Source organism: Ruminococcus albus AD2013 (assembly GCF_000526775.1).
GTDB lineage: Bacteria > Bacillota > Clostridia > Oscillospirales > Ruminococcaceae > Hominimerdicola > Hominimerdicola alba_A.
The window spans coordinates 895,005-914,808 of sequence record NZ_JAGS01000001.1; the positions used below are offsets into that span (position 1 = coordinate 895,005).

19 protein-coding genes are annotated in these 19,804 nt (G+C 42.5%); 9 read left to right on the forward strand and 10 right to left on the reverse strand.

Going from position 1 to position 19,804, the window contains the following annotated elements:
* Positions 1–38 precede the first annotated feature (38 nt).
* Positions 39–938, forward strand: a complete 900-nt coding sequence (locus tag N773_RS0103980) for an alpha-hydroxy-acid oxidizing protein (protein ID WP_024856570.1) — start codon at positions 39–41, stop codon at positions 936–938.
* A 66-nt stretch (positions 939–1,004) separates the two neighbouring features.
* Here the strand turns inward: N773_RS0103980 and N773_RS0103985 are convergent, their stop codons facing one another.
* The 6 genes from N773_RS0103985 to N773_RS0104010 all read right to left on the reverse strand — a co-directional run bounded on the left by N773_RS0103985 (position 1,005) and on the right by N773_RS0104010 (position 7,659).
* Positions 1,005–1,838 (reverse strand): sugar phosphate isomerase/epimerase family protein, encoded by an 834-nt coding sequence (locus N773_RS0103985; protein ID WP_024856571.1) that lies wholly within the window; start codon positions 1,836–1,838, stop codon positions 1,005–1,007.
* 19 nt (positions 1,839–1,857) lie between these two features.
* Entirely contained in the window at positions 1,858–3,621 is a 1,764-nt protein-coding gene (locus tag N773_RS0103990; RefSeq protein ID WP_024856572.1) for a 1-deoxy-D-xylulose-5-phosphate synthase, read from the reverse strand.
* Positions 3,622–3,874: 253 nt separating this feature from the next.
* Complete coding sequence (locus tag N773_RS0103995) at positions 3,875–4,243, reverse strand: C-GCAxxG-C-C family protein (protein ID WP_024856573.1); 369 nt, start codon at positions 4,241–4,243, stop codon at positions 3,875–3,877.
* 52 nt (positions 4,244–4,295) lie between these two features.
* Complete coding sequence (locus N773_RS0104000; RefSeq protein WP_024856574.1) at positions 4,296–5,297, reverse strand: LacI family DNA-binding transcriptional regulator; 1,002 nt, start codon at positions 5,295–5,297, stop codon at positions 4,296–4,298.
* Between the two features lie 336 nt (positions 5,298–5,633).
* The gene (locus N773_RS0104005) at positions 5,634–6,884 is read right to left on the reverse strand and encodes a hypothetical protein (protein WP_024856575.1); all 1,251 of its coding nucleotides are present in this window, start codon (positions 6,882–6,884) and stop codon (positions 5,634–5,636) included.
* Positions 6,885–7,011: 127 nt separating this feature from the next.
* Entirely contained in the window at positions 7,012–7,659 is a 648-nt protein-coding gene (locus tag N773_RS0104010; protein ID WP_024856576.1) for a Crp/Fnr family transcriptional regulator, read from the reverse strand.
* A gap of 170 nt (positions 7,660–7,829) precedes the next feature.
* Here N773_RS0104010 and nrdD point away from each other — a divergent pair, with 170 nt between their 5' ends.
* From nrdD to nrdG, 3 genes are read left to right on the forward strand one after another with little or no spacing between them, the layout of a single operon-like run.
* A complete protein-coding gene (gene nrdD / locus N773_RS0104015; protein WP_024856577.1) occupies positions 7,830–10,001 on the forward strand; it encodes an anaerobic ribonucleoside-triphosphate reductase in 2,172 nt (723 codons plus the stop codon).
* A 28-nt stretch (positions 10,002–10,029) separates the two neighbouring features.
* Entirely contained in the window at positions 10,030–10,482 is a 453-nt protein-coding gene (locus N773_RS19700; RefSeq protein ID WP_024856578.1) for a GNAT family N-acetyltransferase, read from the forward strand.
* Between the two features lie 4 nt (positions 10,483–10,486).
* A complete protein-coding gene (gene nrdG / locus N773_RS0104025; protein ID WP_024856579.1) occupies positions 10,487–11,011 on the forward strand; it encodes an anaerobic ribonucleoside-triphosphate reductase activating protein in 525 nt (174 codons plus the stop codon).
* A 36-nt stretch (positions 11,012–11,047) separates the two neighbouring features.
* On the opposite strand, the gene N773_RS0104030 is transcribed toward nrdG, so the two are convergent.
* Positions 11,048–11,488, reverse strand: coding sequence for a zinc ribbon domain-containing protein (locus N773_RS0104030; RefSeq protein ID WP_024856580.1), 441 nt, complete (start codon positions 11,486–11,488; stop codon positions 11,048–11,050).
* A gap of 244 nt (positions 11,489–11,732) precedes the next feature.
* On the opposite strand from N773_RS0104030, the gene N773_RS0104035 reads away from it, so the two are divergent.
* Positions 11,733–13,052, forward strand: coding sequence for an aspartate kinase (locus tag N773_RS0104035; RefSeq protein ID WP_024856581.1), 1,320 nt, complete (start codon positions 11,733–11,735; stop codon positions 13,050–13,052).
* 199 nt (positions 13,053–13,251) lie between these two features.
* Complete coding sequence (locus N773_RS0104040) at positions 13,252–14,301, forward strand: TraB/GumN family protein (RefSeq protein WP_024856582.1); 1,050 nt, start codon at positions 13,252–13,254, stop codon at positions 14,299–14,301.
* A gap of 50 nt (positions 14,302–14,351) precedes the next feature.
* Here the strand turns inward: N773_RS0104040 and glgA are convergent, their stop codons facing one another.
* From glgA to N773_RS0104055, 3 genes are all read right to left on the reverse strand, one after another.
* Positions 14,352–15,794, reverse strand: coding sequence for a glycogen synthase GlgA (glgA, locus tag N773_RS0104045; protein WP_024856583.1), 1,443 nt, complete (start codon positions 15,792–15,794; stop codon positions 14,352–14,354).
* A 135-nt stretch (positions 15,795–15,929) separates the two neighbouring features.
* The gene (locus tag N773_RS0104050) at positions 15,930–16,991 is read right to left on the reverse strand and encodes a hypothetical protein (protein WP_024856584.1); all 1,062 of its coding nucleotides are present in this window, start codon (positions 16,989–16,991) and stop codon (positions 15,930–15,932) included.
* Positions 16,988–17,311 (reverse strand): TfoX/Sxy family protein, encoded by a 324-nt coding sequence (locus N773_RS0104055; protein ID WP_024856585.1) that lies wholly within the window; start codon positions 17,309–17,311, stop codon positions 16,988–16,990. The genes N773_RS0104050 and N773_RS0104055 overlap by 4 nt, the downstream gene beginning before the upstream one ends.
* Positions 17,312–17,642: 331 nt before the next feature.
* On the opposite strand from N773_RS0104055, the gene N773_RS0104060 reads away from it, so the two are divergent.
* Genes N773_RS0104060 through N773_RS0104070 form a run of 3 tightly spaced genes read left to right on the forward strand, consistent with a single transcriptional unit; the run spans position 17,643 to position 19,770 of the window.
* Positions 17,643–18,557 (forward strand): glycoside hydrolase family 5 protein, encoded by a 915-nt coding sequence (locus N773_RS0104060; RefSeq protein WP_024856586.1) that lies wholly within the window; start codon positions 17,643–17,645, stop codon positions 18,555–18,557.
* Positions 18,554–19,381 (forward strand): nitroreductase family protein, encoded by an 828-nt coding sequence (locus N773_RS0104065; protein WP_024856587.1) that lies wholly within the window; start codon positions 18,554–18,556, stop codon positions 19,379–19,381. Before N773_RS0104060 ends, N773_RS0104065 begins: the two co-directional genes overlap by 4 nt.
* Positions 19,378–19,770: a PaaI family thioesterase gene (locus N773_RS0104070; protein WP_024856588.1), complete on the forward strand. Its 393-nt coding sequence runs from the start codon at positions 19,378–19,380 to the stop codon at positions 19,768–19,770. Before N773_RS0104065 ends, N773_RS0104070 begins: the two co-directional genes overlap by 4 nt.
* Positions 19,771–19,804: the final 34 nt, after the last annotated feature.

Genomic DNA, 19,804 nt, shown 5'->3' on the forward strand with positions numbered 1-19,804 from the left:
AAATTCTTTATTTACCGATCATAATTAGGAGTGATATCATGGGATACGAAAGAATAAGCGATGCAAATATAATCAACGAAAAGTATATGGACTCCATACTATTTGAGGAACGGCTGATTGATTCTATTGCAGCGGACACCGAAATGGAATTCTTAGGCGAGAAATTTTCAATGCCGATATTTATGCCAGCATTTTCGCACCTCAGTAATTTCGGAGGACGTGAACTTACAGGTCTGGAGGAATATTCCCTTGCGGCAAAAGAACTCAATGTGCTGAATTTTGTGGGCATGGTTGAGAATGATATGTTTGAGAAGATAGTAAACACAGGTGCTAAGACGGTTCGTATAGTTAAGCCCTACGCCGATAACGGCAAGGTACGCGACCAGATGCAGTTTGCCGAAGCTCACGGGGCTTTTGGCATCGGAATGGATATAGACCACATTTTTGGTACAAGCGGATACGATATCTGCATGGGCGAAAATATGACAGCGCAAAGTGCAGATTTGCTTCGTTCCTATGTTGAGTCTTCAAAGCTTCCGTTTATTGTAAAGGGCGTGCTTAGTGTACGCGATGCTTTGCTGTGTGCTGATATCGGAGCAAAGGCGATAATAGTCAGCCACCATCACGGCAGACTTCCCTATGCAGTACCGCCTATGATGATACTTCCCGAGATAAAAGAAGCCCTCAAAGGCAGAGATGTTCGTATAATAGTTGACTGCGGTATCGCAAGCGGTTCGGATGTCTACAAGGCTATTGCTCTTGGTGCTGACGCTGCTGCGGTAGGCAGAGCAATACTTCCGTCACTAGAGAAAGATGGAACAGAGGGTGTAAAAGCCTGCTTCTCCAATATCCGAGACGAACTGAGATACGTCATGAGCTTTACGGGATTCTCGAAAGTAAGAGATATCGATGGTTCTGCACTTAGATTCACAAGATAAAACAAAGACCTCTTTGGCACCACCCAAAGAGGTCTTATTCATGTTATATAAACTCAATAAATGATATCACAATACCTTGTAAAGCCCATTTAACTGCCCCTTTAAATAGGCAAGATATTTCAGATACTCCTCATCCGTATTCAGATGTTCAAGTATCATCGGCATATCGCTGTCGATCTTATCCATAGCCTCTGCGTAATATCTCAGCGGAAATTCTCCCTGACCGGGAGCAAACTCTTCAAGTTGAATGGTATACTCCTGTTTAAGGTGAACATCTTTCAAATGACAGCTTCTTATTTTACTACCCAGAAGTTCAGCGCACTCATCAATGAATTCTTCCATGCCAAAATATCTCTCGGCTGAATTTATCATATTAATAGCATCAAGATGAACTGCAAATCTGTCACGGTCTACCATTTCGATAAGACGGAGATACTGTTTTGGGCTGGTTGGTATCATCCATGGCATTGGTTCAATGGTGAAGTATGTATCCTTCACATTAGCTGTATCGATGATGTACTGTATCATAGATACAGTTTGCTTCCAAGCTTCGTCGGTGAAATTAGCCTTGTATCCGCCGTCCCAGCGTTCTCCGAAAGCACCTGCCACATTCACCGCACACCTTGCTCCAAGATAATCTGCAAGCCTTAACTGTTCAACACAGTAGTCGAGATTTTTACGTCTCTCCTGCTCATTAGCAGCGAGAGCATTTCTCCAAATTCCCACCTCTGCTATCATGAGCCCGTTTTTTTCAGCCGCATTTTTATATTCATCGATGCGGTCTAAAGGTTCATTGCTCTGAACGGGAAAAACCACTGCGGAACACCCTAACACGCAGTGATTTTTTGCCCATTCATCAGCAGAAGAATGTCTGAGAGGCGACGATGTACCAAGTCTCATAGTCCATCCTCCTGTCAGATTATTTCAGCATAGCTGCAATGTCAGCAGCTATTTTCTCGGGTGTGATACCCAGATTGTCAAGCAGCTCATTGGCATTATACCTGTCATAGAACTCCTTGCACATTCCATAGCATCTGACATTTACATCGCTGCTGCCGAAATATGCAGCGATCTTCTGTCCGAAACCGCCGTCGAGAGAACCATCCTCCAGTGTGATGACAACCTTGCAGTTCTCTTTGAGAGTATCCAGCATCGGCGTATCAAGACCTGTTACGAATCTTGGATTTATCAGTGCAGCGTTTATCCCCTGCTGTGAAAGTATGTCAACAGCCTTTTCGCCTATCTGATAAAAACCTCCAACTGCGATAATAGCTGCTCCGTCACCATGCTTTACGAGTTCAGCCTTGTTCAGTTCACTGTAATCAGTGGGAATTTCCCTGTCGGTATGTACAACGCCGTTTCCGGGAACACGTATAGCCACAGGATATGAGTCCTGCTCAACTGCCCAGTCAAGCATTGCAATATACTCTTCTGCACAGGTTGGCGCAAGGTACGCAAGTCCGGGGATATTCGATATCATCGGGATATCATATATACCGATATGTGTAACATCACTCATACCGTATACCGAAGCTGAGAATACAAGGAATGTAACAGCAGAACTGTTAAGACAAACGTCCTGCATTATCTGGTCGTATGTTCTCTGCATAAATGTGCTGTTTACACCGAACACGGGCTTACCGCCGTTCTTTGCTATACCCGAAGCAAGAGCGACCGCAGTTTCTTCTGCTATGCCAACATCGAAAAACTGATTTTTGTACTTCTCGCGCAACTTCTCGTCAAATCCAAACACCATAGGAGTTGCCGCAGTTATTGCGCAAACTGACTTGTCCTTATCCATCTTTTTGGTAAGATAATCAGCTGTCAGTGAACCGTAGTTTTCGCCGCCGCCCCAATTAACAGTAGATTTACCGGTTTCGGGGTCAAAGGGCATTGACCAGTGCCAGTGCTCCTTATTGTTTTCAGCAATCGTATAGCCCTTGCCCTTCTTGGTGACAATATGTACCACAACAGGCTTTGTAGAATCTTTTACACCCTTAAAAGCTTCTATAAGCTGTTCGATATCATTACCGTCTGCCACGAAAACATAATCCAACCCCATAGCTGTAAACAGATTTGTTTCAGCCTTACCATTGCCTTCGCGCAGAGCTTTAAGATTTTTGTACATACCGCCGTGATTCTCGGCGATGGACATATCATTATCATTCACCACAATGATAAAATTGGTGTCCATCTCCCCTGCGAAGTCTATACCCTCCAGAGCTTCGCCGCCGCTGAGAGAACCGTCACCGATAACTGCGATTATATTTTCCTTTCCACCTGTAAGGTCTCTGCCCTTAGCAAGACCTGCAGCAAGGCTCACCGAAGTAGATGTATGACCAACATTGAAGAAATCGTGGGCGCTTTCTTCAGGGTTAGTATAACCTGAAACATCTCCGAAGTGCGCATCATCTGTGTAAGCCAGCTTTCTTCCTGTGAGTATCTTGTGAGGATAGCACTGATGAGATACGTCAAATACGAACTTATCCTTCGGAGAATCAAAAACATAATGCATAGCTATCGTTGTTTCAACTATACCGAAGTTAGGACCGAAATGTCCGCCGCGCTTGGAAAGACGATTCATCATAGCATCTCTGATGTCCTGTGCAAGTCCTTTCAGTTCGGCGATATCCAGCTTTTTAACGTCCTCGGGAGAGTTTACCCTGTCAAGTATCTCGTACATATGCAATACCTCTCAGTTCATATAATAATACAATTCTCATTTGTCGTTCTGCTGTAATATTGTAGCACAATCACTTATTTAAAAACTATAATATTTTGTCAGAAAAATTGTATAAACCTATAGAAGCAACCTTAATATGTTGAATAAAGAAAACTCAGTATAAAAACAGGAAGATACCATAAAAGAGTATCTTCCCGGATATTATAGCTATTATCAAGCTGCTCTGAGTTACTTTAAAAGGCGTATCGTGAAATTATCTAAGCAAGTCTTCAAGTATAACAGCTGCATCGGTCACACAGCCTCGGCAAGTTCTTAGTACCTTGCCCGTACCAATACCTTTAAGCTCATGACACATCAGCGAAGAGTTCATTTGCGTGAAACGCATCTCAAGTTCGGATATCTTCTTTAAAGCTTCTTCCTCACCGAATTTCTTTTTAAGAACGTGTTCTGCTGCAAGGACGGCACCGCATTTGCCCATCTTTCCGCCTGCATAACGCATTGCAGCTTCCCAAGCTTCATCGATAGTAATTCCTGCATCATCTATGAAAGCATTCAAAACTGCGCTTGAACAGCTCTGACCATTCTTGTGGTTCTCTATCGCCAGATCACTTTTATTATTCATCTCTTTCCTCCATGCAAAGACCGCAGAGTTACGTCTGCGGTCATAAAATTCATTATCTGTTCAGCGGAAGTACCGAGTTCTTTATAACAAGGTCACCCTCGATGGTACGCATACGGTATATGGTACTGGGGTCGTTCAGACGCTGTATAAGAGTATTGACAGTCAGCTCAGCCATATACTCAGCATCGATGCTGATAGTGGTTATCGTCGGATCGCTGACTTCGGAGATGAGGTAGTTATCGTATCCAACTACAGATACGTCTTCGGGTACTGAATACCCATGCTCACGAAGCTGCTTGATGGTCTGGAAAGCGACCTCGTCACAGTTGCAGACAAAAGCAGTAGGCATATCATCGGGGAAGACAAGATCGATAGGATCTGAATACTTGTCTCTGTCATCGATGATCCAGTCATCGCGTATTTCAAGGTCATGCTCAATAAGCGCTTTGAGATATCCCATGTATCTGTCGAATATACTGGATGTAGCTTTCTTGGATCCGATAAAGCCGATACGTCTGTGACCAAGGCTTATGAGATAATTTGCAAGCTTATATCCACCGTTATAGCCGTTGGTAACGATGGAGTCAACTTTAAGCCCGGGGACATAGTAGTCCAGAAGAATAAGATGCTCAACATTTTCCGAAAGATTCTGAGCATACACATGGGAAATTTCACCCAACGAGATAAGAGCAGAGATCTTTCTGTCTGTTACGATATTAGGCAGTACCAGATTTTCCTCGTCCTTGTATTCAAGGTTCTCGATGACACAGTACAGATTTTCTCTTTTCAGTCTTTGTACAAGGCTGTTGTACAGTGTCCAGTAGAAAGAGCCGCTTAGTCCCACATATTTTTCGGGTATGAGGACACCGATATTGCTCTTCTTGCGTGATGTCACAGTCTTGGAGGGCACATAGCCCATTTCTTCAGCTACCTGTTTGATCTTAGCTCTCAGCTCATCGCTAACACCGCTCTTATCAGCAAGGGCCTTTGAAACGGTAACATTGCTGGTGTTACAGGCTTTAGCGATATCTATCAGGGTAACAGGTTTTTTCATTGTTATCACTCCTTTGATTGTTATAACTTAATATTAACTTTATTATAAACAATTTTCGTCAATTTGTCAAGAGTTTTCTTTAAATTTGATAAAAATAATGTAAATTCTGAATGGCGAGTTGTATTGTCAGAAAGGAAAAAGCGGTAAAACGGCGTGTTTACGAGGTTAATGAAATTGTTAAAAATTATTCGTTAAATAATGATTCTATGGTAAATATTTCAAGTTATCGGGATTGATAAATTATCGACAATATCAAATTTGTAAAAACGGAATCGGGTCCTGTCACAGATAAAAAATACACCGGTACCTTGTCGATACCGGTGATCTGTATTTATATTATTTATTGTAGAAATCGTTCTGCTTGTCGTATACTACCTGAGCGGTGTATTTCTTTATCGCATCAGAATTCTCTTTGATGTCTAACTCTTCGATCCAGCTGTCGATCTTTCCCTGGAACTCATCGCCCTTCATGTTCTGGAGAAGAGTATCATGATTATCAGAAGCATACTGTTCGCTGTTTTCAGTAATATCGCCCTTCATTACTATGTAATAGAAGCCGTCATCTTCATGAGCAGTTGCCTTACCGATCTCAAGTCCTTTGATGAATGTTGCAAGCTTTCCTTCATCGGTGTTTTTAGCTTCTTCACCCTGTCCGCCGAGATCGTACATTGTATCGTTATTGGGTTCTTCCGCAGCATCTTCACTGTCGGTAGCAGTCTCGTCTGATTCTTCATTTTCTGAAGGTGCTTCAGCTTCGTCTGCTGCGCTGTCTTCGGGAGCATCTACCTCAGTAACTGTATCAGATGAAGGCATAGGACCTACAACACCGTCTTCTGCAGTGCCGTCTTCATCGGAAGAAGTTGCTTCTTCAAGCTTAGCAGCTGCATATTCATTATACTCTTTTATAAGATTGTCAAATTCCTCATAGGAAAGACCTTCTGCTTTAGCAAGGTATTCATCACGAATTGCCTCGTTCTCTTTGTTTTCCTTTTCAGCTTCGGCTGAATCTTCTGCGTTGGATTTCTGTATCCTTATCGCCTTGTATCTTACGTAGTTATCCTCAACGTACTTCTTCATATCTGCATCGGTAACTGCTTCTACGCCGTCTGCTGCGTAATAGTAATCGAACAGTCTTGTACGCATTGTCTGAGCTTTGAGCACTGTTCTGATGGATTCTTTGGAAATTCCCTCTTCTTCCATCAGGTCTCCGCTGGCATCCCAGATGCTCTTTATATTGTCATTTATGCTCTTAAGTTCTTCATCGGTAAGCTCAAGACCCAGCTCATCGAACTTGTAGGTTATAGCAATGCATTCTTTTGTGTTCTTCCTTGCCTGCTCAACCAGATAATCACGGAGCTTCTGACCGTCTTTGTCACTGTCGAGGTCGATGATAGCCTGACCTGTTGTATAATAAGACATTGTCAGCTCATATGACATTTCGGAATACAGATTGTATATGTACACGCCTGCATTGACTTTTTCGCCGCCCTTATATGTCATAACATATCTTGTATCGGAACAGCCCGACATAGTAAACATCATAGCTGCAGCTGAAATTGCAGCAAATGCTTTTTTGATTTTATTCATTTTAATTCCAGATCCTTTCCTGCTTTTTTATGAAAACAGACTTTAACTTATACATTATACAACATTTATCCGTATAAGTCAAGAGCTGAATGAAACTTTTTGTATAAGTCTGTAAAAGTTTATAGGCTCACAGTAACGAGATATCTGTATCAAGTGTTATCCTTCTTCCGTTTGAGCGCAGTATGCCTTCGTCATTCAGACGTTTGATCTCACGCATCATGGCACTTCTGTCGCAGCAGATGTAATCCGCCAGTTCTGACAGTGATACGGGAAGTTTCTGCTGTATGCATTTCTTGGTATCAAGAAAAAAACAGAAAGCGGCGATGACCTTTTCGCGTATTGTACGCCGGCTGAGTATATCTATATGGGCTGCGTATCTGCGGGCTGCTCCTCCGATGATACTGTCTATGAAAATACTGTGTCTGCTGCATTTTTTATCACAGCCGTCGAGAAGTTTGTTATAGCTTAAATATGCTACACTGCAGGCACTGCCTGCGATAGCACAGCAGGCATCAAGTCCTATTTTCGGGAAAACTCCACAGCCGAAGGAATCGCCTTTGCGGCAGATATCGAGTATGCTTTTCTGACCGTCACTGCTGATATTGACTATCAGCACTGTACCCTCGGTTACTATCGCTGTTTCAGTTAAAGTATTGCTGAGATTTACGACTATCATCTCGCCTTTTGAATATTTGTGGGTATGAGCGCCCAGACACTCAGCGGGACTTCCCTCTTTATCTGCCGAATATACGTATCGTGTAATTATTTCACTCATGTTTCTCACTCCATAATGTGATGAAATTTCAAAATAGATACTACATCTTGTATTATATCACATTATTGTTGCTTTTGCAACAGACATTCACATTTTTTTGTAGTATAATCAAAACTACCGATATTATTGAGTGATATTATGACATTGTGACTTATTCGGAGGAATATAAGATGAAGATAATAAAAAGAAACGGCGCTGAGGAAGTATTTGATCAGGCTAAGATAATTAATGCTATAAAAAAAGCAAATGCAGCAGGTGAAAAAGGCAGGATAAGCGATGAAGAGATAGCCGATGTCACCGATTACGTTGAATACAAATGCAACAAACTGGGCAGAGCTGTAACCGTTGAAGAGATACAGGATATGGTAGAGAACCAGCTTATGGCAAAAGGTGCTTTCGAGCTGGCTAGGAGGTATGTAAGATACCGTTACACCCGTTCTCTCGTAAGAAAGACCAACACCACCGATAACAAAATACTCAGCCTTATCGAGTGCGCAAACGAAGAGGTCAAGCAGGAAAACTCCAATAAGAACCCTGCTGTCAACAGTGTACAGCGTGACTATATGGCAGGCGAAGTCAGCCGTGACCTTACAAAAAGGCTTCTCCTTCCCCCCGATATTGTTGAGGCTCACGAGGCAGGCATAATCCATTTTCATGATACGGATTATTATGCACAGCATATGCACAACTGTGACCTTGTCAATCTCGAAGATATGCTGCAGAACGGTACTGTTATCAGTGAGACACTTATTGAGAAACCTCACAGTTTTTCCACTGCCTGCAATATCGCTACACAGATAATCGCCCAGGTAGCTTCAAATCAGTACGGCGGACAAAGCATCAGCCTTGCTCATCTAGCGCCTTTCGTTCAGATATCCAGAGTCAAGATACGCAAGGAGCTTGAGGTCGAGATGGCAAAGCTGGGTGTTACACCTACTCAGGAAAAGCTTGAAATGATAACCGAAGAAAGGTTGCGCAGAGAGATAACCAGAGGTGTACAGACGATACAGTATCAGGTCGTTACTCTGCTGACTACCAATGGACAGGCACCTTTTGTTACTGTGTTCATGTATCTTAATGAAGCTAAGAACGAGCAGGAAAAGAAAGACCTTGCAATGATAATCGAGGAGACCCTGAAACAGCGTGCCGAAGGCGTTAAGAACGAATCAGGAGTATGGGTCACTCCTGCCTTTCCGAAACTGATATATGTGCTTGAAGAGGATAACATCGATGAGGGCACGCCTTACTTCTACCTGACTAAGCTTGCTGCTAAATGTACTGCAAAGCGTATGGTGCCCGATTATATCTCAGAGAAGGTTATGAAGAAGCTGAAAGTCGATAAAAACGGTGAGGGACACTGCTATACCTGCATGGGATGCAGAAGTTTCCTGACACCTTATATAGATGAAAACGGCAAGCCTAAGTATTACGGACGCTTCAACCAGGGCGTTGTTACGATAAATCTTGTTGATATCGCGCTTTCAAGCTCAAAGAATATGGAGAACTTCTGGAAGATATTCGATGACAGGCTGGAGCTCTGTTACAGAGCACTGATGTGCAGACACGAACGTCTTAAAGGTACACTTTCAGATGCTGCACCGATACTGTGGCAGTACGGTGCGCTGGCACGACTTAAAAAGGGTGAAACGATAGACAAACTGCTGTTTGGCGGTTATTCGACTATATCTCTTGGATATGCGGGACTTTACGAGTGCGTGAAGTACATGACAGGCAAGAGCCACACCGACCCGGAAGCAAAGCCTTTCGCACTGGAGATAATGCAGCACATGAATGATGCCTGCAAGAAGTGGAAAGAAAAAGAGAACATCGATTTCTCAATATATGGAACTCCCCTTGAATCGACTACTTACAAGTTCGCAAGATGTCTGCAAAAGAGGTTTGGTATCGTCGAGGGTATTACCGACAAGAGCTACATCACAAACAGCTATCATGTCCATGTGACCGAGCAGATCGATGCTTTCACAAAGCTGAAATTCGAAAGCGAGTTCCAGCATCTCTCTCCCGGCGGTGCAATAAGCTATGTAGAAGTTCCCAATATGCAGAAAAATATTCCTGCTGTGCTGAAAGTTATCAGATTCATCTACGATAATATAATGTACGCTGAACTGAATACCAAGAGCGACTACTGCCAGGTATGCGGATTTGACGGCGAGATACAGATCGTTGAAGATGACGGCAAGCTTATCTGGGAGTGTCCTCAGTGCCACAACCGCGACCAAAACAAGATGAACGTTGCAAGACGTACCTGCGGTTACATCGGCACACAGTACTGGAACCAGGGAAGAACACAGGAAATTCGAGACAGAGTTCTGCACCTGTGATAATATATCGGGATACGGGAGATAAGGTATGGTAGAGCTAAGACCTGTTGACAAGAACAATATCGATGATGTGCTGACTCTGGAAGTTCATGAATACCAGAAAAGCTATGTTTCAACTGTGGCAGAATCTTTGGCACAGGCTTATGTCTATAATGATAATGCATACCCATTTGCGGTGTACAGCGGCGATGAAATAGTCGGATTCATAATGATGGGCTACTACGAGGTCAAGCAATATTACACTTTGTGGAAATTCCTCATAGATAAAGACCATCAGCGCAGGGGCTATGGCAGACAGGCACTCGCTCTTGGAATAAAATTCCTCAAAGACAGGTTCGATGTCGATTCTGTTTATACAGGAGTAGTTCCAGGCAATGCAGTCGCAAACCGATTGTACCGTTCGGTAGGATTCGTACCCACCGGGCTTATCGAACTTGGAATGGAAGAGATGCGACTTGTACTTTCACAGGAAGGACAGTGAGCAAATGTACTATGGTGAGATAAAAAACTGCGATATCGCGGACGGCATAGGCGTAAGAGTCAGTCTTTTTGTTTCGGGGTGCAGACACCACTGTGAGGGCTGTTTCAATGCGATGACATGGGATTTTGAGTACGGCAAACCATTCACCGAAGGAACCGAAAATGAACTGCTTGAAATGCTTTCACCTGACTATATAGATGGTCTTACACTGTTGGGCGGTGAACCGATGGAACCCGATAATCAGCGGGCTTTGGTACCTTTCATGCGTAGAGTCAGGGAAAAGTATCCCGACAAAAGTATATGGTGCTACACAGGCTGTGTGCTTGAAGATGAACTTCTCCGTGAAAGTACGTGGCGATGCGAGTACACTGACGAAATGCTTTCAATGATCGATGTTCTTGTTGACGGAAGATTCATTCTCGCACGCAGGAACATTTCACTTGCCTTCCGCGGGTCGGACAATCAGAGGATAATCGATCTGAAAAAGACGCTGGCACAGGGCAATACAATAACTCTCGATCTGGATTAAATTTATCCCGTGAACATATAATGTCCACGGGATAATTCAGCTTTTCCAGTGTTTGAGTTTGGGAAGTTCCTGAGATAAATATTCTCTGGCTTTCTCGGGTGGAAATTGGTCATTGGATATATGTCCAACAAGAAATTCTGTCAGATCGTCTAATGATGAATAAATAAACTTTCCGTCGGTGTAGCACCACTTGCAGTATTCCTCGTTGAATGTACCGTCAACTTCCCTGCTGATGCTTGTATCATCAAGGGGCATACCACAGCACTGACATATAAGTTTTCTTGGCGAACCAAGGATAGTATTTATCGAAACATCGAAGAGTCTAGACAACAGTTTCAATGTTTCGGTATTTGGTACAGTTTCGCCATTTTCCCAGCGTGATACAGCCTGACGGGTAACAAATACCTTATCGGCAAGTTCTTCCTGTGAAAGTCCGAGTTTAGTGCGAAGTTCGTGAATGATAGTTTTGGTTTCCATGGCGTATCTCCTCCTTTATGCACATTATACCACAAAAGTCCCGTCAATTCAAGCAACTCGCTGTTGCTTAAAGATTGCTTGTCCGCCAGAGAAAAACAAGCGTATTTCACAAACGCACACAATAATCGTTGGTAAAGTTTGTATATTTGACTATTGACTATTTCGGGTAAATTGGGTATACTTTTTAAGGTGCTAAAATGCATGAACAGTATTTAATTTAAGTTAAGAAGGGGTCTGAACAATAATGACTAAGGTAGTAAAATTCGGCGGAAGCTCACTGGCCAGCGCTGAACAGTTCAAGAAGGTTAAGGATATAATCACTGCAGAGGATTCTAGAAGATTCGTAGTTCCTTCTGCACCCGGAAAGAGATTTTCTGCAGACACTAAGGTTACAGATATGCTTTACGGCTGCTATGATCTTGCTGCAAAGGGCAAGGATTTCACTAAGGAATTCGATGCTATAAAGGAAAGATACAACGGTATAATCAGCGAACTTGGTCTTGATATGTCTCTGGAAAACGAGTTCAACGTTATAAAGGCTTGCTTCATCGGTAAGGCCGGCAGAGACTATGCTGCTTCCAGAGGTGAGTTCCTGAATGGTATGGTACTTGCAAATTATCTGGGTTATAATTTCATCGATGCTGCCGATGTCATTTTCTTCGACGAAAGAGGTCAGTTCGATGCAAAGCGTACAAACAAGGTGCTCTCCGAGAAACTTGAAGGTCTTGATAATGCTGTTGTTCCCGGTTTCTACGGCTCTATGCCCAACGATACCATCAAGACATTCTCCAGAGGCGGTTCTGATATCACAGGTTCTATCGTAGCTGCTGCTGTAAATGCAGATCTCTATGAGAACTGGACCGATACTTCAGGATTCCTGACAACAGACCCCAGAATAGTTAAGGATCCCGCTCCTATAACCACTATCACTTATAAAGAGCTGAGAGAGCTTTCTTACATGGGTGCAAGCGTGTTCCATGAGGACGCTATCTTCCCTGTCAGAAAAGCAGGTATTGCTATAAACATCAAGAACACCAATGCTCCCGAGGCTCCCGGTACTCTTATAGTTGAGTCTACTTCTCAGAAGCCCGCATACACCATCACAGGTATCGCAGGTAAGAAGGGCTTCACCGTAATCAATATCGAAAAAGATATGATGAATGCTGAACTCGGTTTCGGCAGAAGAGTTCTTGAAGTATTCGAAAAGAACGGCGTAAGCTTTGAGCATATGCCTTCAGGTATCGACACTATGTCAGTTATCGTTACTCAGGAAGAGTTCGCTGACAAGGAGCAGGAGATACTTGCAGGTCTCCACAGAAACTGTCACCCCGATATGATCGAGATCGAGACAGATCTTGCACTTATTGCAGTTGTGGGCAGAGCTATGAAGGCTAACAGAGGTACAGCAGGCAGAATATTCTCTGCACTTGCACATTCTCACGTAAATGTTAAGATGATCGACCAGGGCTCCAGTGAGCTGAATGTCATCATCGGTGTAAGCGAGAGCGATTTTGAGACTGCTGTTAAGTCTATCTATGATATCTTCGTTGAGACCAAGCTTTGATAAAAACCTTTAAGGAAGTATAGATCTTTATAGATCACAGTCCGTACATAATTTTTGTGCGGACTGTTTTTTCATTTCGTTATCAGATAAAACGGTTGACTAAAGAGTGCAAATGATGTATAATCTGAATACAGAAAGTATCCCGAGCATGCTTACTGCATATAGCTTAATTAATATTTGTGAAAAAGGAACGATGACAATGTATACAAATAAAAAACGTAAACTTGCAGTACTCTGCGCAGCTGTTATGACCTCAGTTATTCTTGGGAGCTGCGGTGGTGAGAAAGATGATTCTTCATCTAAAAAGGCCGATGTTTCGGTACCCGAAACTGTTACACTCTCTACGCAAAAAGATGAACCTGATGAGCTCACTGATCTTGATACAACAGGCGAATCCGATATCACTCCTGCTATCTGGACTGTCAAAGGAGAAAACGGAACTGAGGTAACGCTGACAGGTTCGATGCACGCGCTGAAAAAAAGCGATTATCCAATGCCTAATGAGATACGCAGTGCTTATGAAAAAGCTGATGTTCTTGCAGTTGAAGCTGATCTTACTCAATCGGGTTCAATAACTTTCCAGTCTGCCATGCTGGCTGCTATGTATTACGATGATACAGATGATAAGCTTTCAAATCATATCTCCGATAATGGATATAAAGCACTTGAAAAGTATCTTGATCTGTACTCACTGGATATATCATCCTACTCGAATATGAGACCATGGGCTGTGTATACCGTGGTGGAAAATCTTTCGCTTGCCAAAAGCGATCTTTCAGGTGATATGGGTCTTGACAAATATCTGCTTTTAAAAGCCCATAGTGACGATAAAGAAATCTATGAAGTAGAGGGCTTGGAATTCCAGTTTGATCTTTTTGCTGAACTTTCCGACGATGTGTACAGTATGCTGTTTGAATCCCGAGAAAACAGGACGGTCGAAAACGACCTCAGTGAACTTGAAGAGCTTCACCAAGCTTGGGCATCAGGTGATCTCGACTATATTGAAAAAGCTTCAAATGAGGAAATCGAGACCGACGACAAGTATGCCGCTGCCATCGAAGAATACCAGTCTAAGATCTATACAAACAGAAACAAGGTCATGACAGAGTCCGTAGAGAATTTCCTGAAGGGCGACAAAAATGTTTTGTTTGTTGTGGGCGCTGCCCATTATGCAGGTGATGAGGGCATAATCTCTCTGCTTGAAAAAGACGGATACACCGTTGAACGAGTTGAATATAACCCTGACTGAAAAATACCAAACGGCACTGCAAACCGATGCAGTGCCGTTGTTCTTTTGTATTATCCGATAAGCCAGTCGTACATCTCCTGATATTTTCTAGCAGAAGCCTGCCATGAGAAATCCTTGGACATAGCCTGACGAATTATGCCGTTCCATTCATCACGCCTGTCAACGTAAATGTAGTGAGCAAACATGACGGTATTGTACATCTCGTGAGCGTTATAATTGGAAAAGCTGAATCCTGTACCTGTTTTTTCAAACTGATTGTAGGGCTGAACCGTGTCACGGAGACCGCCTGTCTCTCGGACGATAGGCAGTGTGCCGTATCTCAGGGACATCAGCTGTGAAAGACCGCAAGGCTCAAACAGAGATGGCATCAGGAATGCATCACTTGCCGCGTAGATCTTGTGGCTCATGGCTTCGCTGTAATACATATTCGCTGAAACCTTATCGGGATATTTCCAAGCGAAGTATCTGAACATTTCCTCGTACTTCTGGTCACCTGTGCCGAGTACAACAATCTGAATATCCTGCTGGCAGAGTTTTTCCATCATGTAAGCGATAAGGTCGAATCCTTTCTGGTCAGTAAGTCTGCTGACAATGCCTATCATGAACTTGTTGTCATCGCAGGTAAGACCAAGTTCGGACTGCAAAGCACGTTTATTCATGATTTTCTTTTCGAGAACACTGTTAATATCGTAATTGCAATTTATCATCTTGTCAGTGGCAGGGTCGTATTCAGCATAGTCGATACCGTTGACGATACCTCGCAGATCATTCTTTCGAGCCCTCATAAGGCCGTCAAGTCCCTCGCCGTAGAATTGTGTTTTTATTTCTTCGGCATAGGAATCGGATACAGTTGTGATAGCATCTGCATAGACAAGTCCGCCCTTCAGCATATTGCCGTCAACGTCCTTGAGAAGCTTATCATAGGTCATGTAATATGATGACAGACCTGACAGTGCCATAAATCTTGCGGCATTATCATTTCCCTGAAATTTCAGATTGTGTATAGTCATAACAGTCTTTATGCCGCGGAAGAACTCCCCTCCCCAGAAAGAATCATGGAGATATACCGGTATAAGACCGGTCTGCCAGTCGTGGCAATGTATAACATCGGGTCTGAAATCCAGTACAGGCAGAGCAGAAAGTACAGCTCTGTCAAAGTACATGAACTTTTCGATATCCCAGTGCCAGTCACCATATGGCTTTTCACCGCTGAAATAGTACTCGTTGTCGATGAAATAGAATGTAATTCCATCGTATTCCATTTTCAGCAGACCTACATATCTGTTCTGACCCGCAAAATCCATGTAGAAGTTTGTGATATACTCCATCTGGTCTTTCCATTTCTGAGCGATGCAGGCATATTTGGGCAGTATAACACGAACATCATAATACTTTTTATCAAAACACTTCGGCAGAGAACCAACAACGTCTGCCAGACCGCCTGTCTTGATAAAAGGAACTACTTCCGAAGCAGCAAAAAGAACTTTTTTCATAACATTTATCCCTTCCTTTTATGATTTACTATAAAAAAAACTCATTTCACGAATTTGAGATTATATACAATCTATTTAAGTTAATTATAACACGCTTTGTTATTTTCGTCAATAGGATAATTAGATAATTTAGTATTATTTGTCAAACCCATCAAGCGGGAAAAGTACTCGCTTTTCAGCTAACATTTCTTTGATACGCGTTTTAGTGACGGCATATTCCTTTCTGTCCTCACCTTTTAGTACAAGACTTTCCTTTTCCCAGCGTACGAAGTCTATATCATCATACTCTTTATAGTCCATCGGCACTTCTCCATGCATTCTTACCATACGGGGATCAAAGTGAAGAGGGCAGGAAAAGTCCATTACAAAGATCTCATTCGGACAAGCCCAGTAACAGCCGTCACAGGCAAGCAGATTACTGTCCTTATCATAGAAAATATCGCATACTATAAATGATTCACCGCCGCTGAAAGAAATATCATGTTCCATTCCCTCGGGGATATAATCGTAATTTCTGTCTGTTTCAACTTCAAAAAAGCTTATACCGTAAAGGTCGGTATGGTACGGGATATAGGTATTTCCGTTTGAATGATGTATTAAAGATCTGAAAGGGTGAAGGTGGTGGCTGTCTGTAAAATGCTCAAATATCTGCATATCGTCCTTGTAATAAGTACATTTCGCTATCCTGGCACCTGTATATTTGTTCCCAATACCAGACTTCTCGCCGTAAACATCATACTGTACTCTAAAACCATCACTCAGATCATAATTATCTGTGCAGATGAAATATTTCTCATCATAAAATTCCCTGCCCTCGGGGTGTACACCTGATGAGTAGATATTAGTATACGAAAAGTTTTCAAATGTGCATAAACAGCAGGAAATATTCTCACAGTAAAAATGTATATGTTTAAAGTCTGTCTCACCGTTGATTTGACTTTCACAGTTCAGTGTTACCTCATATCTGCCGTCTGTTTTATTTATGTCAAAGTCAAGTATGTCATAGTCTTCAAACTTTGAAAGCCATTGTCCCTCATCAGTCTCGGGATATGGACTGAAAACAAAGTTAAATGATTTTAGTCCGCTTTTCTCTGTTTCCTCCTCGGGAAAAACGCCCCATAAAGCACACCTTGCACTGTTTACAGTACCATCATGATAAATATGTTCGGTGATATCTTTATTTTCAAAATATCTCATTGTTTTTTCACCTTTTTCTTTGGCTGAGGAAGTTCATCCGCAACAGAGGTTATTAGTTCTTTCAAACGTTCCCTGTCATCGATGACATCTACAAGAAGCATTTCCTTAGCACCCTCATATGGTATTTCTTTTAAAGCGTTCGGAAGAAGATTTTTCGCGGAAGAAGTGGGTTTTATAAAAAATCGGTCATCATATATCCCTCCGACTACTTTGCCTCTGCAATATATTATGAACTCCCCCATCATACTGCGGTATGAAATTTCTTCTGAATCTGAAAGCTGTTCAAGTACGTATTCAAGATATTCTTTTGTTGATGGCATACAGCTCACTCACTTTCTTTTGTTTAATGAAGATACGTTCATATCATATTAATTATTATATCATATTTTGGAGCGTATGTAAAGATACGCAGAAGCAAATATTTGGATATATCGGGTTTTGTATTGGTGCTGATTCGGTGGTTTAAATTTGGGTGTTATTTGATTTTACGTTATTATGATAATTGTTCTATTTGAAATATACAGTTTAATATATTCTCAAATGTAATATTTAATTAATAATATAGGATTAAAAAGTCTACATTATTAGTGTATAATTAAATTGGAAATTTGTATACAAATATAGCATGAAGCACTTTAAGGAGCTGATACTATGTTGAATAAACTGAAAGTAATAAATGGTAAACTGACAGACGGTGAAAAGCCTGTCAGACTTTTCGGATTGTCTACCCACGGTATCGCATGGTACCCCGAATATGTATGTGAAGAATCCTTCGCGGCGCTGAAAAATGAATGGCGCACAAACTGTGTGAGGATAACTATGTATACCGATGAATTCCGCGGATACTGCAAAGACGGCAATAAGCAGCACCTCAAGGAACTTGTGGAAAAAGGTGTCAACATTGCTGAAAAGCTTGATATGTACGTAATTGTTGACTGGCACGTTCTTAGTGATCAGGATCCTATGAAGTATATAGATCAGGCTGAGGAGTTTTTTGGGGATATGTCAAAGCGTTTTGCCGGGAAGAGCAATGTCATATACGAGATCTGCAACGAACCGAACAACAGCGGTACGTGGGAAAGAGTGACTGAGTATGCCGATAGGATAATACCTCTGATAAGACAGAATTCTCCTGATGCGCTGATAATTACAGGCACCCCTAACTGGTCGCAGGATATACACTGTGCGCTTGATAAGCCTTTCAAATGGGATAATGTCATGTATTCCCTTCATTTCTATGCGGCAACACATAAGGGAACTCTTCGCAGCCGGCTTGAGCGCTGTGTTGAAGCAGGACTACCTGTTTTCATAAATGAGTTCAACCTGTGTGAAGCTAGCGGAAAGGGTGAGATAGATCACGATGAGTCAGAAGCGTGGCGCGAAGTGATCGACAGACTTGGGCTCAGCTGCATATGCTGGTGTTTATCAAACAGCGGTGATACTTGTGGAGTTTTTGCGAAGAATTGCACCAAGCTTTCGGATTGGACAGATGAGGATCTAAAAAATTCGGGTCAGATCATAAAGAGCTGGTTCAGTAAGTTTGCAGATGAGGAGAATAACAGATGAACAATGTTTTCGGGCTTATAAGCGAGCGCAAAAGTGTCAGGACATTCGACAGTGATGAGATCACACCACTGATACGCGATAATATACTCAGGTACGCCAGAGGGATAAAAACTCCCTATGGACAGGAAGTTGATGTGCGCATACTGGACAAAGGTATGCATGGACTTTCAAGTCCTGTGATCGTGGGAACGGATACTTACATTGCAGGAAAGATGGAACGTGCAGAGCACGCCGAAGAAGCATTCGGCTACTTTTTTGAAGAGCTTGTGCTGTATATACAGTCTCTTGGACTTGGTACCACCTGGATCGGTGGCACTATGGACAGAAAGGCTTTTGAGGATGCGATGGAGCTTGATTCAAACGAAGTCATGCCTTGTGTCAGCCCTATTGGAAAACCTGCGGATAAGCGTTCTATCAGGGAGACTATGATGCGTAAGGGTCTCAGGGCTGACAGCCGTAAAAAGTTTGAAGAGCTGTTCTTTGATGGTAGTATCGATGTGCCCCTGAGTGAAGCAAGATATCCGGAACTTTCTGAAATCCTTGAAGCAGTCAGACTTGCACCATCAGCAGTAAATAAACAGCCATGGCGTGTGATAGTCACACCAACAGGCGCACATTTCTACATTAAACACGATATGGGCTATATCGACAGCACAGGTTGGGATATGCAGAAGATAGACATGGGTATTGCACTATGTCATTTCGGACTTTGTGCCGAAGCTAATGGTATCGAAACACGATTCAGTATCGAGGACCCCGGGCTTGATGCCGGCAAACTTGAATATATTGCAAGCTTTCTGATTGAAAAATGGAGTGAAGAATGAAGACCATCGAAGAAATAAGAGAATTTTTCAGCCACGACCTCTATGCTTATGATACAGGCGCATATATCGAGGAAGTCGGTGACAGATATGCAAAGATAAGCCTTACCCTGACAGAGCGTCACAGAAATGCTGTCGGCGGTGTAATGGGTGGAGTTTATTTCACTATTGCTGATTTTGCATTTGCTGTCGCATCGAACTGGCAGTCACCAGGTACGGTATCGCTAGATTCTGATATATCTTTTATAGGTGTACCATCTACCGATAAGATATATGCCGAGACCGAACTTGTTAAGGATGGCAGGTCTGTCTGCACTTACATAGTGAGAGTCAACGACGGTACTGGGAAACCGCTTGCTGTGGTAAAAACAGTTGGATTTCATAAAACATGAAAAATATTAAAATCCCGGAAAACATAAAGCTTTT

Bases quoted from the DNA above. Each gene is read 5' to 3' on its own strand.
- N773_RS0103980 (WP_024856570.1), top strand. From the start codon at position 39: ATGGGATACGAAAGAATAAGCGATGCAAATATAATCAACGAAAAGTAT.
- N773_RS0103985 (WP_024856571.1), bottom strand. From the start codon at position 1,838: ATGAGACTTGGTACATCGTCGCCTCTCAGACATTCTTCTGCTGATGAA.
- N773_RS0103990 (WP_024856572.1), bottom strand. From the start codon at position 3,621: ATGTACGAGATACTTGACAGGGTAAACTCTCCCGAGGACGTTAAAAAG.
- N773_RS0103995 (WP_024856573.1), bottom strand. From the start codon at position 4,243: ATGAATAATAAAAGTGATCTGGCGATAGAGAACCACAAGAATGGTCAG.
- N773_RS0104000 (WP_024856574.1), bottom strand. From the start codon at position 5,297: ATGAAAAAACCTGTTACCCTGATAGATATCGCTAAAGCCTGTAACACC.
- N773_RS0104005 (WP_024856575.1), bottom strand. From the start codon at position 6,884: ATGAATAAAATCAAAAAAGCATTTGCTGCAATTTCAGCTGCAGCTATG.
- N773_RS0104010 (WP_024856576.1), bottom strand. From the start codon at position 7,659: ATGAGTGAAATAATTACACGATACGTATATTCGGCAGATAAAGAGGGA.
- nrdD (WP_024856577.1), top strand. From the start codon at position 7,830: ATGAAGATAATAAAAAGAAACGGCGCTGAGGAAGTATTTGATCAGGCT.
- N773_RS19700 (WP_024856578.1), top strand. From the start codon at position 10,030: ATGGTAGAGCTAAGACCTGTTGACAAGAACAATATCGATGATGTGCTG.
- nrdG (WP_024856579.1), top strand. From the start codon at position 10,487: ATGTACTATGGTGAGATAAAAAACTGCGATATCGCGGACGGCATAGGC.
- N773_RS0104030 (WP_024856580.1), bottom strand. From the start codon at position 11,488: ATGGAAACCAAAACTATCATTCACGAACTTCGCACTAAACTCGGACTT.
- N773_RS0104035 (WP_024856581.1), top strand. From the start codon at position 11,733: ATGACTAAGGTAGTAAAATTCGGCGGAAGCTCACTGGCCAGCGCTGAA.
- N773_RS0104040 (WP_024856582.1), top strand. From the start codon at position 13,252: ATGTATACAAATAAAAAACGTAAACTTGCAGTACTCTGCGCAGCTGTT.
- glgA (WP_024856583.1), bottom strand. From the start codon at position 15,794: ATGAAAAAAGTTCTTTTTGCTGCTTCGGAAGTAGTTCCTTTTATCAAG.
- N773_RS0104050 (WP_024856584.1), bottom strand. From the start codon at position 16,991: ATGAGATATTTTGAAAATAAAGATATCACCGAACATATTTATCATGAT.
- N773_RS0104055 (WP_024856585.1), bottom strand. From the start codon at position 17,311: ATGCCATCAACAAAAGAATATCTTGAATACGTACTTGAACAGCTTTCA.
- N773_RS0104060 (WP_024856586.1), top strand. From the start codon at position 17,643: ATGTTGAATAAACTGAAAGTAATAAATGGTAAACTGACAGACGGTGAA.
- N773_RS0104065 (WP_024856587.1), top strand. From the start codon at position 18,554: ATGAACAATGTTTTCGGGCTTATAAGCGAGCGCAAAAGTGTCAGGACA.
- N773_RS0104070 (WP_024856588.1), top strand. From the start codon at position 19,378: ATGAAGACCATCGAAGAAATAAGAGAATTTTTCAGCCACGACCTCTAT.